The organism is Enterobacter sp. AN-K1, from assembly GCF_020971765.1.
Taxonomy (GTDB): domain Bacteria; phylum Pseudomonadota; class Gammaproteobacteria; order Enterobacterales; family Enterobacteriaceae; genus Enterobacter; species Enterobacter hormaechei_C.
The window spans coordinates 457,376-473,148 of the sequence record NZ_CP087390.1 but is presented as its reverse complement, the minus strand read 5'-3'; the positions used below and the strand labels follow the sequence as shown (position 1 = coordinate 473,148).

General features: G+C 52.5%; 10 protein-coding genes and 1 tRNA gene. 5 read left to right on the top strand and 6 right to left on the bottom strand.

What is annotated here, in order from left to right:
• Positions 1-13: 13 nt before the first annotated feature.
• Positions 14-3,076, bottom strand: coding sequence for an efflux RND transporter permease subunit (locus LOC22_RS02350; RefSeq protein WP_230239324.1), 3,063 nt, complete (start codon positions 3,074-3,076; stop codon positions 14-16).
• Entirely contained in the window at positions 3,076-4,161 is a 1,086-nt protein-coding gene (locus LOC22_RS02345; RefSeq protein ID WP_032104796.1) for an efflux RND transporter periplasmic adaptor subunit, read from the bottom strand. Before LOC22_RS02345 ends, LOC22_RS02350 begins: the two co-directional genes overlap by 1 nt.
• A gap of 474 nt (positions 4,162-4,635) precedes the next feature.
• On the opposite strand from LOC22_RS02345, the gene LOC22_RS02340 reads away from it, so the two are divergent.
• The 3 genes from LOC22_RS02340 to ldtA all read left to right on the top strand — a co-directional run bounded on the left by LOC22_RS02340 (position 4,636) and on the right by ldtA (position 8,803).
• A complete protein-coding gene (locus LOC22_RS02340) occupies positions 4,636-5,067 on the top strand; it encodes a universal stress protein (protein ID WP_230239323.1) in 432 nt (143 codons plus the stop codon).
• Positions 5,068-5,114: 47 nt separating this feature from the next.
• Complete coding sequence (locus LOC22_RS02335; RefSeq protein WP_230239322.1) at positions 5,115-7,808, top strand: cation-transporting P-type ATPase; 2,694 nt, start codon at positions 5,115-5,117, stop codon at positions 7,806-7,808.
• Positions 7,809-7,870: 62 nt separating this feature from the next.
• Positions 7,871-8,803, top strand: coding sequence for a L,D-transpeptidase (ldtA, locus tag LOC22_RS02330; RefSeq protein ID WP_045328763.1), 933 nt, complete (start codon positions 7,871-7,873; stop codon positions 8,801-8,803).
• A 135-nt stretch (positions 8,804-8,938) separates the two neighbouring features.
• Here the strand turns inward: ldtA and LOC22_RS02325 are convergent.
• Positions 8,939-9,014, bottom strand: a tRNA-Asn gene (locus tag LOC22_RS02325).
• A 320-nt stretch (positions 9,015-9,334) separates the two neighbouring features.
• On the opposite strand from LOC22_RS02325, the gene nac reads away from it, so the two are divergent.
• Both nac and cbl read left to right on the top strand, forming a co-directional pair.
• Entirely contained in the window at positions 9,335-10,252 is a 918-nt protein-coding gene (gene nac / locus LOC22_RS02320) for a nitrogen assimilation transcriptional regulator NAC (protein WP_045328761.1), read from the top strand.
• Between the two features lie 96 nt (positions 10,253-10,348).
• Complete coding sequence (gene cbl, locus LOC22_RS02315) at positions 10,349-11,299, top strand: HTH-type transcriptional regulator Cbl (RefSeq protein WP_045142649.1); 951 nt, start codon at positions 10,349-10,351, stop codon at positions 11,297-11,299.
• A 154-nt stretch (positions 11,300-11,453) separates the two neighbouring features.
• Here cbl and LOC22_RS02310 read toward each other — a convergent pair whose 3' ends face one another.
• The 3 genes from LOC22_RS02310 to LOC22_RS02300 all read right to left on the bottom strand — a co-directional run bounded on the left by LOC22_RS02310 (position 11,454) and on the right by LOC22_RS02300 (position 15,664).
• The gene (locus tag LOC22_RS02310) at positions 11,454-12,335 is read right to left on the bottom strand and encodes a nucleoside-specific channel-forming protein Tsx (protein WP_039270462.1); all 882 of its coding nucleotides are present in this window, start codon (positions 12,333-12,335) and stop codon (positions 11,454-11,456) included.
• Between the two features lie 84 nt (positions 12,336-12,419).
• Positions 12,420-13,982: a bifunctional metallophosphatase/5'-nucleotidase gene (locus LOC22_RS02305; RefSeq protein WP_230239321.1), complete on the bottom strand. Its 1,563-nt coding sequence runs from the start codon at positions 13,980-13,982 to the stop codon at positions 12,420-12,422.
• A 128-nt stretch (positions 13,983-14,110) separates the two neighbouring features.
• Entirely contained in the window at positions 14,111-15,664 is a 1,554-nt protein-coding gene (locus tag LOC22_RS02300) for a bifunctional metallophosphatase/5'-nucleotidase (protein ID WP_230239320.1), read from the bottom strand.
• Positions 15,665-15,773 lie beyond the last annotated feature (109 nt).

The following is a 15,773-nucleotide window of genomic DNA, read 5'->3' as shown; positions in this document are numbered from 1 at the left end:
AGCCCTGTCGCATTCATTGTTGTTCAGTTTTGTCCTTACGATGGAAACACGCGTAAATTACGGGGAGTACCAGCAGCGTCAGGATTGTAGCAAACCCAAGCCCAAACATAATCACAACGGCCATGCTCTGGAAGAACACATCCAGCAGCAGAGGGGCGAGGCCGAGTACGGTCGTAAAGGCGGTGAGGAGGATGGGACGCAGGCGCGACGTGGCGGCGTAAACGATCGCACTGTGCTGATCCTGCTGCACTTTCTGCTGTTCTATCTCTTCCACCAGCACAATGCCGTTGCGGATCAGCATCCCGCTCAGGCTCAGCAGGCCAATCAACGCCATAAAGCCAAAAGGGATGCCGGTAATTAAAAACCCCGGCGTCACGCCGATCAGCGCCAGCGGCACGGTCAGCCAGATGGCGACGGCGTTTTTCACCGAACTGAACATCAGCACCGTGATCACAAACATCACCAGATAGCCGAGCGGCAGCGTGGTAAATAGCCCCTGCTGCGCTTCGCTGGAGTTCTCCGCGTCACCGCCCCACTCAATGCTGTAGCCGTGGGGCAGGGGAAGGGCATCTATTTGCGGCTTCACGCGGGCGAGAATATCGCCGGAGGTTTGCTGGCTTAGCGGGTCAGGGTCGGTCTGCACGGTCAGCACGCGGGAGCGGTCACGGCGCAGGATCAGCGGATCTTCCCACTCCAGCGCGAAGCCGCTGATGACGTTGCTCAGCGGAATATACTGCTGCCGGGTCTGGCTCCAGACCAGAACGTTATTCAGGTGATTGGCGTCCAGCCGCTCGCCTTCCGGCGGGCGCACCACCACGGGCAACAGGTCGCTGCCTTCTCTGTACAGTCCCGCCCGACTGCCGGAGAAATTCATCTCCAGTGCGTTATCGACGTCCTGCTTATCCACGCCAAGCTCACGTCCCAGCGCGGTGACGTACTGCGGGCGGATCACTTTGCTGCGGTTTTGCCAGTCGTTCCTGACGCTGTCCGTCGCCGGATCGCGCGTAAGGATGTTGTCTACCTGGCTGGCGATCAGACGCAGCCTGTCAGGATCGGGGCCTTTAATACGTATTTCAATGGCGCTGTCGCCGGAGGGGCCAAACATCACCCGCTTCGTGCTGGCGTTAACCTGCGGATAGTTCCGTGCGATGTACTCATCCACGTGGCGGGTCAGGGCGGGGATGTTACGCTGGTCGTCCATTCTCACCATAATTTGCGCATAGTTGCTGTACTGCCGCTGTCCGCTGTAGGTCAAAATAAATCGCATACTTCCCTGACCAATCGTCGAGACCGTAGTTTCCACGCCTGGCTGGCCGTTAATGGTTTTCTCGATATCACCGGTCATCTTCTCGGTCCAGTTAATGTCGGTACCGTAAGGGAGCCAGAGGTCGACAAAGAAAATTGGCGTACTGGAGGAGGGGAAGAAGTTCTGCCGCACCGAGCCAAAGCCCCAGATGGCGGCGGCCAGCAGTGCGGCCATCACTACCAGCGTTGGCGCTTTACGCCGTAACAGCGCGTTGAGCACACCCTGATAGATCCCATAGATGCGTTTGTCATAGGGATCCGTTTCGTCGGCCTTTGGCGGTGCAGCATCTCGTTTAAACAGCCACCACTTAATCAGCACTGGCGTAATGGTGAGGGCTGAGAACCAGCTCAGCATGAGCGAAATCAGCAGGACCTGAAACAGCGACTTACAGTATTCGCCGGTGGAATCCTGTGACAGCCCGACGGGCGCAAAGGCCAGGATGGCGATGACCGTTGCACCCAGCAGCGGCAGCGCAGAACGGCGAATAATGTCGCTAATGGCGTTCATCAGGGACGAGCCCTGCTGCCGGGCTACCAGTACCCCTTCGACAATAACAATGGCATTGTCGACCAGCATGCTGAGGGCGATAATCAGCGCGCCCAGTGAAATGCGCTGTAGTTCAATACCCCAGAGATACATGATCAGCAGCGTGCCCAGCACGTTGAGGGCGAGGGAAAAGGCAATAATGATCCCGCTGCGTAAGCCCATAAAGATCAACAACACGCCGATGACAATCGCCAGCGCCATCAGGAAGTTAATGATAAATCCGTTAACGGAATGCCCGACCTCCGCCGCCTGATCGTAAAACAGGTCGATATGGATACCTGCCGGTTTCTCGGCTGACATCTGCTCTAGCTTCGCCTCCAGGGCATGTCCCACGTCGATCACGTTAACGCCGGGGATAAAGGAGACGCCCATGGTGACGGCTTTTCTGCCGTTGGCATGGTAGATGCTGGCAGGGGACGCATCCAGCCCGCGTGACAGGGTGGCAATATCCCGTAAGCGGGTAGCCGCCCCAACGCCGGGCGGGGTCACGATGAGATCGGCCAGCTCGTCAATACTTTCGAATTCACCGGTAGGATGCAGACGAATTGACTCGGTACCGGAGGGGATCTCTCCCGCGCTGGAGACCACGTTCAGCCTGCTGAGCTGGGCAGAAAGCTGGTTCAGCGTTATCCCGCGCGCGGCCATTTTGCTCAGAGAAATGTCCACGTTAATCTGCTGAGTGAGGGCTCCGCCGATGGCCACTTTGCCCACGCCTGGCACGAGGACCAACTCCCGGCGCAGCTGCTCGGCATACCGGACCAGTTCCGGATTGCTGAATTCATCTCCGGAAATGGCAAAGAAAAAGCCGAACACATCGCCAAAATCGTCATTCACAAACGGGGTCACTACGCCGGGTGGAAACTGTCTGGCGGCATCTCCCACCCGGCGACGCAGTTCATCCCAGATTTGCGGCAGTGCATTTGAGTGGTAGCGCGAGGCTATATTGACCGTGATCTGCGACAGGCCGCTGGAGGAGATGGAGCTGACGTTATCCAGATAAGGTAACTGCTGAAGCGCATTTTCCAGCGGCAGGGTGACCTCTTCCTCAACCTGCTGCGCCGACGCGCCCGGATAATGGGTGATCACCACCGCCGTTTTGATGGTAAACGCCGGATCTTCCAGTCTGCCAATGTTCAACAGGGCAATAATACCGCCTACGCCCAGCAGCAAAATAGTCAGCCAGACGCGAACCGGGTTGCTGATAAACTGACGAGAGATATCCATTACAGTCCCCGTTCACGCGTCCAGATACGTACCGGCTGGTTGGGATGTAGCTCCCCAACGCCTGCGGCCACCACGCGTTCACCGGCCTTAAGCCCACCGACGATGACGACCCCCTCAGCGCTGACTTGCCCCACGCTGACCTTACGATCTTCAAGGTGCAACGTATCGCCTTCGCCCGTCACCACCCAGACATGTGGCTCATTGCGCGGGCGGTTATCCGGGTTAAAGACCGCTTCAACCGGCACTACCAGCGCCTCACTGCCCACACCAGCCGGAAGGTTGGTTAAATTGATGGTGACCGTTCCGCTGACGCCGCCCACGACGGGAAAATCATCCGGGCGGGGCATGGTTAAAATCACCTGCCAGGTCAATGTGTTGCTGTCGCTACTGCCTGAGTGCTCTTTGTACACAGCGGTAAACTCGCGACCGGGCAGGGCGTTGATCCTCACTACCGGTTTGTACTGCGCATTGCGAATATCGAAGGTGTTAAACAGGTTCTCTGGAAGGCTGAACACCACGTCCAGCAGATCGGTACGGGTCAAAGTGACGACGGGCTGGCCGGCGGAGACGACCTGATGATTTCGCACATGGACGCTGGCCGCTGTCCCGCTAAAGGGGGCGACGAGCGTCATCTGGCTTAATTCTTCGCGCGCAATCTGTAGCGCGGCGTTTGCTGAATCGCGGTTGGCGCGCTGGACATCCATCTCGGCTTTCGACACGGCCTGGCGTCCCGCCAGGGTCTGGAAGCGGTCGAATTGCCGCTGAGCCAGGGTCGCCGCCGTTTGCCTGTCGTTCAGGCGCTGCCGGGCTTCACGGGCGTTGAGGCTGGCGAGCCGTTGCCCCTGTTTGACAACGGCACCCTGGCGAATGTCCAGGGTCTCAATCTGCCCGGCTCGTTTGAACGCGAGATCCGTGGCGTCGCCGGATTCAATACGGGCGGGAAACACGCGCTGCTGCGCGTTGCCGGCCTTGACCACCTCTGCGACTTTTACCATTTTCGGCAGGGGCGCGGCGCGGTCGGGTTTCGGATCGCACGCCGTCAGCAGCAATAAAACAGCAGGCAGAAGAGAGAGGTAGCGCTTCACAGTATTCCCCTGATAATAATTGTTTTATTTATTTCGTCATCAATGCTGGGGTGGCGCTATTCTGCCAGGGCCGAGACGACCACATAGGTAAATAAACCGATTGCTGTGCTGGCGATAATGGCGAGCGCAATAAACAAACCAAGGCGAATCAGGCTTAAACCGTACATGCATTCCTCCATGAGGTTGAAGGTGGCGCGGGATAAAGAGAATAAACGTGTTGCATGCCTGACTATGAGCATAGTCGGTGAATAAATAAATGTTAAATAACCATTATTAGTGGCGTGACATACTCAGGCGAAACAAGCGTTACGATGGTGTATCTCCTTTGAATAACATCCTGATATTCCTGTGCTACGTTTAATAGCATCCATTCCTTTTTTTCCGTAAAAGGCATTCACGCCTGTACCCATGGGTTTGATGCGATCTCTTCTGATTCACTCACTGTTGTGTTGGTTATAAAAAAGGATGCTTGATATGTATAAAACGATTCTGGTGCCGGTGGATGTATACGAAACAGCGTTGTCTGATAAAGCACTACAGCATGCCCAATTCCTGGCGCAAAGCGCATCGGGTAATGTCCATCTGCTGTACGTTATGCCAAAGTTCTCGGCGGAACTGACCCGCGGTTTTATTGCAGACGCGAGAAAGATGGATGAATATATGATTAATAATGCTAAAGAAAAACTGGCTGAGCTGGTAAAAAAAATCAACCTGCCGGAAGCAAATGTCCATCTACATGTTCGCAGCGGGAATATACGTGATGAGGTAATCAAACTGGCGGATGAGCTTAACGTCGGTGCGATTATTGTGGGATCGCGTAATCCAAATATTCAAACTCATTTATTAGGATCAGAGGCGGCGAGTATCGTTCGTTACGCGCATGTTCCTGTTTTCGTTATTCGTTAATGTCATGAAAGCAAGGTGATTTCTGAAAAGAACCCGAGGAAGGAACGATGATAACAGAAAAGCCTCACCGTCCGTATTATCAACAAACCGTTGATGAAACCCTGACAAATATCCAATCCAGCCTCGACGGACTTAGCAGTACAGAAGCCACCGCCAGGCTGGAAAAATACGGTGAAAATGCCTTACCGCAAAAACCGGGTAAACCTGGCTGGCTGCGCTTTCTGGCCCATTTCAACGATGTCCTTATTTACGTCCTTCTGGCGGCGGCGCTGCTGAAGCTGATAATGGGACACTGGGTGGATATGTTTGTCATTCTTGGGGTAGCCATCATTAACGCCCTGATTGGCCATATTCAGGAGAGCAATGCGGAGAAATCGCTGCAAAGTATTCGCAATATGCTCTCCAGCGAGGCTGTGGTCATCCGGCAGGGCAACCATGAAACTATCCCGACGACAGCGCTGGTGCCCGGAGATATCGTCGTGATACGCGCCGGGGATCGCATTCCTGCCGATCTTCGCGTGACAGAGGCGCACAATCTGCGGGTGGAAGAAGCTATTCTCACCGGCGAATCCACGGTAGTGGAGAAAAGCAGCGATGCGCTCCACGGGGAGTTGCCGTTAGGCGACCGTTACAACCTGCTTTATTCTGGCACCACCATCAGCTCCGGCGCGGGAAAAGGGCTGGTGGTGGCGACCGGTGGGGAGACCGAACTCGGCCATATCAACCAGATGATGTCAGACATTGAAAAACACCGTACCCCGTTGATGGTGCAAATGGACAAGCTCGGCAAGACCATTTTTATCACCATTCTGGTAATGATGCTGGCGCTGTTCGTTTTCAGTCTTATCTTCCGTGATATGCCCGTATCAGAGCTGGTGCTGTCGTTGATTAGCCTTGCGGTAGCGGCGGTGCCGGAAGGATTACCGGCCATTATCTCGATCATCCTCTCGCTGGGCGTGCAGGCGATGGCGCGTCGCAAGGCGATTATTCGCAAGCTGCCTACCGTGGAAACGCTGGGGGCGATGACGGTTATCTGCTCGGATAAAACCGGCACCCTGACCATGAATGAGATGACGGTAAAAGCGGTGATTACCGCGGACACCACCTACCGCGTGGAGGGAGACAGCTACGAGCCGGTGGGTACTATTCACCCCGTTGACGATCCGACACCGGTCACCGTGACCCCGGGATCTGTGCTGGAGCGATATCTGCGCACAGTCGATCTCTGTAATGACAGCCAGCTGATCAAAGATGAGCAGGGGCTGTGGAAAATCACCGGCGGTCCAACCGAAGGCGCGCTGAAGGTGCTGGCGGCCAAAATCCCGCTTCCGGCAATTGACGCCGAGTTGCGCAGTAAAATCCCATTTGATTCGCAATATAAATACATGTCCACCCTCTATCGCCTGGGCGACGAAGAGGTGATGTTAATCACCGGTGCGCCGGACGTCCTTTTCCGTCTTTGCCAGCACCAGCAGACCCAAAACGGGCTGGAGCCGTTCAACCTGCACTATTGGGAAGAGAAGATTGAAGAGTATGCGCGCGAGGGATTGCGCATGGTGGCTGCGGCCTGGAAACCGGCTGCCAGCGGGCAGCGCGAGCTGACGCATGCGGATCTGCAAGAAGGGGTCATACTGCTCGGCATTGCGGGCATGATGGATCCCCCGCGCCCGGAAGCTATTTCGGCCATTGCCGACTGCTTGCAGGCGGGCATTCGCGTGAAAATGATTACCGGGGATCATCCACAAACGGCGATGAGCATTGGACAGATGCTGGGTATTGGCAACGCGGCGAGCGCCATTACCGGGCGCGAGCTGGAGGCGATGGACGACCACCAGCTGAGCGAGGCGGCGCAAAAATACGATATCTTTGCCCGCACCAGCCCGGAAGATAAATTCCGCCTGGTGCAGGCGCTGCAAAGTAAGCAGGAAGTGGTCGGAATGACCGGGGACGGGGTGAACGATGCGCCGGCGCTGAAGCGGGCGGATGTCGGCATCGCGATGGGGATCAAAGGTACTGAAGTCACCAAAGAAGCCGCCGATATGGTGTTAACGGATGATAACTTTGCCACCATTGCCCGGGCGGTCCATGAAGGGCGTCGGGTCTACGACAACCTGAAAAAGACCATTTTGTTCGTTATCCCGAGCAACATCGCCCAGGCCTTACTGATCATTATTGCCCTGCTGGCGGGGAACCTGATCCCACTAACGCCGGTACTGATCCTGTGGATGAACATGGCAACCTCGGCAACGCTGTCGTTTGGCCTGGCGTTTGAAGCGGGTGAGAAGGACATCATGAACCGGCCGCCGCGTAAGTCAAACCTGCATGTGATGGACGGTTATGCCATCTGGCGAGTGGTGTTTGTCGGCCTGATGATTGCCATCAGCGCCTTTGTGCTGGAGGCCTGGCTGCAACCACGCGGCTACTCACCGGAGTTCATTCGCACCGTGTTGCTGCAAACGCTGGTCACCGCCCAGTGGTTTTACATGCTCAACTGCCGCGTCACCGACGGCTTCTCCCTGGGTAAAGGTCTGCTGGCTAACAAGGGAATATGGATCGTGAGCGGCGTACTTCTCGCCCTTCAGCTTCTGATCATCTATGCGCCGTTCATGCAAATGCTGTTCGGTACCGAAGCGCTACCGTTCCGCTACTGGATCATCACCTTCCTGATTGGGTTTGCGATGTTCATGATTGTTGAAGCAGAAAAAGTCCTTACCCGGAGATGGCGCACGACGAAAAGATGACTGAATGAGCAGGCTAAGCCTGCCCACCGGCAGGCTTTCTCTTTGACTGAGTACAGAACACTATGATTCGATTTGCCTCGTTCGTTTTTACGCTTGGTATTCTGGTTCCCGCTGCATCTGCTGTAACCTACCTCCTCCCTCCCGAGGGCAGCCGCCTGGTGGGGGCGCCAGTCACCATCACCGTGCCTGAGGGCAATACCCTGCCGCTCGAAGCGTTTGCAGCGCAGCACGGGCAGGGGTTGAGCAATATGCTGGAAGCCAACCCGGGGGTAGATCCGTTTTTACCGCGAGCCGGAACACAGCTGGTGGTGCCGCAGCAGCTTATTCTGCCGCCAACGGTGCGCGAGGGGATTGTGGTGAACGTCGCGGAAATGCGACTTTACTATTATCCACCCGGCAGCAACACGGTTGAGGTGCTGCCTATTGGCATCGGCCAGGCCGGGCGCGAAACGCCGCGTAACTGGGTAACCGCCGTTGAGCGCAAACAGGAAGGCCCAACCTGGTCACCCACGCCAAATACGCGACGCGCTTACGCGAAAGAGGGGAAAACGTTGCCTGCGTTCGTTCCCGCCGGGCCGGATAATCCGATGGGGCTGTATGCCCTCTATATCGGCAGGCTGTACGCGATCCACGGTACCAACTCAAATTTCGGCATTGGTCTGCGCGTCAGCCAGGGCTGCATTCGCCTGCGTAATAACGATATCAAATACCTGTTCGATAACGTTTCGGTGGGGACGCGGGTACAGCTTATCGATCAGCCCTTAAAGGTGACCACCGAGCCGGACGGTAGCCGTTGGGTAGAGGTTCACGAGCCGCTGTCACGCAATCGCGCGGAATTTGAATCGACAAATAAGGTGCCGCTGCCCATTTCAGCCGCACAAAGGACGCAGCTAATTAGTGAAGGGGCGGGCGCTGAGCTGGAACGGCGGTCGGGGATGCCGGTGAAGCTTGCTATGCCCGGTGGCGCTGCGCTTACCGGGCCTACAGGACCGTAGGTCGGGTAAGGCGAAGCCGCCACCCGACAATTTTACCGAACGCAGAATGTAGGTCGGGTAAGCGCAGCGCCACCCGACAAACTGACCGAACGCAGAAAAGCAAAAAGCCTGCTTTAAAAGCAGGCTTTTCAAATTTGGCTCCTCTGACTGGACTCGAACCAGTGACATACGGATTAACAGTCCGCCGTTCTACCGACTGAACTACAGAGGAATCGTGTGAACGGGGCGCATATTATCGACCTGCGTACGCCTTGTCAAAGGATGGATCGCCGACTTTGAACTGTTTGCTGACAAAACCAGCAAAGTGACGTTTTTGCCAACGGAATGCACCATTATTGTGCAGATATACCCCGAATGGGGCAGATCGGAAACCGTTGTCCCCGTCTCAAAACAGGCACCAGTGATTGGCTTTCCTTATTTTCAGCCGCTTAGCAGCGACATACACCCGCTGCAAAAAACTGGCATCCATATTGCAAAACCTGTTTAACAACACAGCCGTTACCGGCACGCTATTTTCGAACAGGGGGCAACATGAACTTAAGACGACTGAAATACTTCGTAAAAATCGTCGATATCGGCAGCCTGACCCAGGCGGCTGAAGTGCTGCATATCGCGCAGCCTGCGCTGAGCCAGCAGGTCGCGACTCTGGAAGGCGAAATGGACCAGCAACTGTTGATCCGCACAAAGCGCGGCGTAACGCCTACCGAAGCGGGAAAAATTTTATATACCCATGCCCGCACGATTCTGCGTCAGTGTGAACAGGCGCAGCTTGCCGTGCACAATGTGGGTCAGACCCTGAGCGGCCATGTCTCCATTGGCCTGGCGCCGGGAACGGCCGCATCGTCTGTCACCATGCCGCTGCTTCAGGCGGTGCGCGCGGAGCTACCGGAAGTGCTGGTTTATCTGCATGAGAACAGTGGTTCCGTGCTCAATGACAAACTGCTCAACGGTCAGCTGGATATGGCGGTGCTGTACGATCGCTCCCCGGTTGCCGGGATCACCAGCCAGCCGCTGCTGAAGGAAGATCTTTACCTGGTCGGTACCCGTGATTGCCCCGGCCAGAGCATTGATTTAACCGCTGTGGCAGAGATGAACCTGTTCCTGCCGCGCGACTACAGTGCCGTGCGCGTGCGCGTTGACGAAGCGTTCTCGCTGCGCCGTCTGACGGCCAAAATTATCGGCGAGATTGATTCCATCTCCACGCTGACTGCCGCCATTGCCAGCGGCATGGGGGTAACGGTTCTGCCCGAGTCTGCCGCATGTTCACTGTGCAGCGCGGCGAACGGCTGGATGGCCCGCATCACCACGCCATCCATGAGCTTACCGCTGTCGTTGAATATGTCCGCGCGCGGCTCCCTGTCACCGCAGGCGCAGGCGGTGAAAGAGATCCTGATGTCTCTGGTCAGTAAGCCGTCGCTGGAAAATCGCGAGCTGCAACTCGTCAGCTGATATTCCAAATAAGCATAAGATGCTGGTTTTTATTATTTGTTCTCCAGCCCGCCTGACTCTAACAATAGCCTTATGTCAGATGCGCCGGAGTGAATTGTGAATTTCCAGCAACTTAAAATTATTCGTGAGGCGGCCAGGCGGGATTACAACCTGACCGAAGTCGCCAATATGCTTTACACCTCTCAGTCGGGCGTCAGCCGACATATCCGCGAGCTGGAGGAGGAGTTAGGCATTGAGATTTTTATCCGTCGCGGCAAGCGCCTGCTGGGTATGACCGAGCCAGGCAAGGCATTGCTGACCATCGCTGAGCGCATTCTCAACGAGGCCAGCAACGTTCGTCGGCTGGCGGATCTCTTTACCAACGACGCTTCGGGTGTGCTGACTATCGCCACCACCCATACACAGGCGCGTTACAGCCTTCCGACGGTTATCAAAGCATTTCGTGAGATCTTCCCGGACGTACGTCTCGAACTGATCCAGGGCACGCCGCAGGAAATTGAAGTGCTGCTGCATAACGGTGGGGCCGATATCGGTATCGCCAGTGAACGGCTGAGCAATGACCCGCTGCTGGTGGCGTTCCCGTGGTTCCGCTGGCACCACAGCCTGCTATTACCCGCCGAACACCCGCTGAACCAGGTTTCACCGTTGACGCTGGAAGAGATCGTCAAATGGCCGCTTATCACCTACCGGCAGGGCATTACCGGGCGTTCGCGCATAGATGAAGCGTTCAAGCGTAAAGGGCTCACGCCGGACGTGGTGCTGAGCGCGCAGGATTCCGACGTGATCAAAACCTACGTCGAGTTAGGGCTGGGGATTGGCCTGGTGGCCGAGCAGTCTGGCGGAGAATATGAGGACGGTAATCTGGTGCGTCTGGATACGCGTCATCTGTTCGATGCGAACACCGTCTGGCTGGGGCTGAAGCGCGGGCAGCTTCAGCGTAACTATGTGTGGCGTTTTATCGAGCTGTGCAATGCGGGGCTCTCCGTGGATGAGATCAAACGCCAGGTGATGGAGCCGGAAGAAGTGGCGATTGATTATCAGATTTAGTTTTTGCCCGGCGGCGCATTGTCTGCCGGGAACGGTAAGAGTGGCTCTAAGTCTTCCTGGGTCATACGTGTACCGGGTTAAATAAAATAATGCCATCCATAAATGAATGGCATTATTATTTTATTTCTTAATGGCTAATTCCTTTTAGACATATTTAAAAAGTGTATCCGGCAGTTAAATAGTAGGCCCACCCCGTAGAGTCTATACGGGTGATCTGCCCTTTGCTATTATATGCTTTACTGCCTTCTTCAAATTGCCCACCATGATAGAAATAACGAAGGGTCGCGCCATAGCTCCAGTGAGAGTAAACTAAGCTGAGGATATGGGTAGAAACTATTGAATCATTAGTACGGGAGTAAAAGGGTTGCTCGCCACCTGATTCGTCTTTTAAGTCTGAGCCAAAATCAAAATTGGTGAAACCGACGTAATTAAGCTTCCCGCCAAACAGTGTAGTTAAAGGAATAGCATATTTTAATTTAAAGCGATATCCATCCCATTCGTTTTCGTTGGCAGCGTTATAATTATTCCCCTGGTATTTAGCGTAGATGTTTGCAGATAAAGTCATCGGTAATCCCGTATCAATATCCGTCCCAATTCCCATATACCAGGTACTTTGACGCTGTCCTTCGTTAGTACCCGCATCATAAATATAGTTGTGAGCAAAATACCATTCTTTAAATGGACCAACGCTCAAATCAAGTCCCGTTAATTTGTCGATGCTAAAACGTGGCTCTATTTCTGTAAAGAATGGCGAGCCATTGTCCCAAATACCAATATCGTTGTCATTTCCCAAACCAAAAAATTTAGGCAAATCCGCATAGCCGTAAAAATCAAACCAATCCACATGGGCCCACGCACGGTATTCTGGATAGAGATCCGACCTTTTTTGTGGCCCAAAGCGAGTAGAGTTGCTGCCGACTATGTTAATGCTTTGATGCCACCAGTCTGATAGATATTCATTATTACCAGAGTCCGCAAACGCAATCATGGGGAGCATTATCAATGCGCCTGGTAAAAGATATTTCATTTTTTTCATGCGTGTATTTCCTTTAATGGGAGTATGTTGAAAAGCGAGTGGTATTTAAAATACATGTCAGTATTTAATCACTTCTTGTTTAATTCATTTTGCTGCGCTTACATCAGTCACCCTCATTTCATGATCGGGTTTAACTGGGCTATGCGCCTTCACATAATCAATAATTGAATCGGCAGAGGTAGTGCTGTTAATAGTTTTAATATTTTTCCCTTTTAAAAATGCTTCAAATCCATCGCCACCTGTCGCACAAAATGAGTGTGTAGCAACCCGATATATCCTGGTCGGATCTATGGGTTGATTATTGACAGTGAATTTAATGAGACGTTTGCCCAGCGGTTTTGTACTGTCATAGACAACATGAACGCTTTTTGATACTTGCAAAATACCATTGGTGAGATTAGTCGCATGGATCATTAAATCGGTGAGATCTTTTCCGGTAAGATCCATTTCAACCAGGTCATTATTAAACGGGAAGGTGGTAATAACATCGCCGTAGGTTAAATTTCCCTGTGGGAAATCAGCACGTATCCCTCCGCTGTTTTGTAATCCAACGACGGCATCCGGCACTTTTGCCATCATGGCATCAATTATCAAATTACCGACGGGTGATGACTCCCCATATGAACGCGTAAAGTGCGCCGTTGTCGAACCAATAACCTGGCCAGTGATTTTTTTCAGCCTGGCATTCCACTCATCAATTTTAATCTGTACTTTTGGATCAGGTTTATATTCATCAGCAAATACAGTGATTAATTCACCTTTGTAACGCTCAATTTTCTTCGTCTGAGGGTCAAAATCCAATACTAATTTACCAATGTCAGTACCATAGGCATCCGTTGAAACAATGAGAGTGTCATTAACTTTAATCGGTTCTGGCGTCCCTACATGGGCATGGCCTGTGATTAATACATCAATACCCTTAAATTTCTTCGCGGTATCGATATCAGCTTGTAGCATTCTGGCTACGTCTTTGTTTCCATAGCTTGACTGGCGCGCTGGCGTACCTTCATGAATAAGCAGCACGATGATATCCACTTTACCTTTTAAGGCATCAAGCCCTTTTTGAATATAAGGCTCTTCATCACGCGCCTCTGAACCAGCGTAAGCCTTAGCTGCAATCGTGTCATAAAATGCAAATTTCTGATGTACCCCGATTACGCCAATTTTGATGCCATCTTTTTCGACAACTGTCCAGGGGGTATTCCAGACGGGCTTTTCACTGTTGGTATAAAAAACATTACCTAACAAAATGGGGAAGTGTGCTCTTGATAACTGCTTAACCATGTTATCAACGCCATAGTCAAATTCGTGGTTTCCCACTGACACAGCATCAAAGGGCATGGTGTTCATGATATCAATAATGGCTTCGCCTTTGGTCAGGGTACTTATATAGGGCCCGGTAAAGTAATCACCTGCGTCAAAGAAAAAAACATCTTTACTTATTTTCTTAGCATCATTGACGATGGTCGCTATATTCGCAAAACCTCCTACCAGACGTTCTTTGTCAACGGTGGGTAGTTTCCCAGGAGAGACATGAGCATGTAGATCGTTGGTATAGTAAATTGTTACATCTTTTGCATGAACTGAGGCGGTTAACGTTGCGAACCAACATAACGTAATCAGGCTCAGCTTTATATTTTTCTTCATAATCAATTCCCTTGAAAAAAATAATAGCTTGAAAAGGGTCCATGTAGAGGTATGAACCCTTAAACGTTTATTTTATTTCAATGCATTCATCACCAATGCGGCGCCAAAAGCCTGTATGGTAAGAACCTTTACTTTTTCACATCAGCAACGCGCATGCCGTTGAGCTGCTCATCCGTAATAGTGTTGCCCGCTTTGAAGTAATCGATCACGGCATTAGAAACGTAGTAACCGCCTGTTGTATTACGCGCTTTACCCTCGGTAAAGGTGGTAAAACCATCGCCGCCGTCAGCAAGGAAGCTCTGAGTGGCAATGTGGTAGACTGTCGCATCCTCAATCGGCTTGCCATTAAGGGTAAATACGACGACCCGCTGACCGATTGGTTTACTGCTGTCATACTTCACCTCTAGGCCTTTTGAAACCTGCAAGACGCCATTACTTAAACTTGCGGCATGTTCCATCAACGTGCGTAATTGTTTACCCGTAAGATCCATTGTGGCCAGCTCGTTAGGGAAGGGGAACGTACTGATGACGTCACCCATCGTAATCGCGCCCGACGGGATCTCATTGCGAATGCCGCCCGAGTTGGTCAAGGCTAGCTGAGTATTTTTACCCGCAGCCACCAGTAGAGCGTCCGCAGCCAGATTACCCAGCGGGGCTGATTCACCATACGCGCGCGTCAACTCAACCGGCGACTGCGCCACCGTTTGTTGAACTACTTTATCCAGTTTCTTATTCCAGCCGTCTATAACCTGTTTCGTTTGCGGATCGGGCTTCCACTCATCGGCGTAAATGGTTTTAAGCTCGAAATTTTTCATCGTAAACTGATGCGGCTTCGTGTAGTCCAGTACCAGTTTCCCCACATCAATGCCGCCGCTGTCGGTCGAGAGGATCAGCGTATTGCCAACTTTAATCGGTTCCGGCGTACCGACATGCGCATGTCCCGTAATCAGAATATCCAGACCTTTCACCTGGCTTGCAGTTTGAATATCTTTATCCAGTGCACGTCGTACGTCGGTCCCTCCCATACTGGACTGACGCGCCGGTGTACCTTCATGGACCAGCAATACGGTCAGGTCGACTTTGCCTTTCAGTTCATCGAGATAGCGCTGTAACAACTTAATTTCATCCCGCGCTTCAATGCCTACGCGCGTTGCCGCGGAGACGGTATCATTGAAGGCAAACACGCCGTGCAAACCAATGACGCCAATTTTCACGCCATCTTTTTCGACGATGGTATAAGGTTTATCCCAGAATAATTTGCTGCTGTTCTCATAGAATATGTTGCCCTGTACGACAGGGAATTTCGCCTGGCTTAGCTGTAATAATGTATTATCCCAGCCATGATCAAATTCATGATTACCTATCGTTACAACATCAAACGACATGGTATTCATAATATCAATAATTGCTTTTCCCTTCGTTAAGCTACTAATATAAGGGCCAGTGAAATAGTCACCTGCATCAAAAAACCATGTCGCTTTACTTTTTGATTTTTCCTCTTTTACCAGAGTAGTGATATTCGCCCAGCCACCAATATCCCGTTTGCCGTCAGCAATCCATGGCACTTTATAAGGTTCTACATGAGCATGGAGATCATTGGTATAAAGGATGGTGACATCCTTAGCGCAGGCCCAAAATGGTAACGTCGTCAGAATACCCGCAGCGATTAACTTTATCTTCATAAGTCGTTCCTTTCAGTCATATAAAGATTCGCTACTTTACGTTCTGAAAGGATTTTTTATGCGAACCTGCTCACACACTTATGCAAGAGTTATGCGGCAAAATCACCGA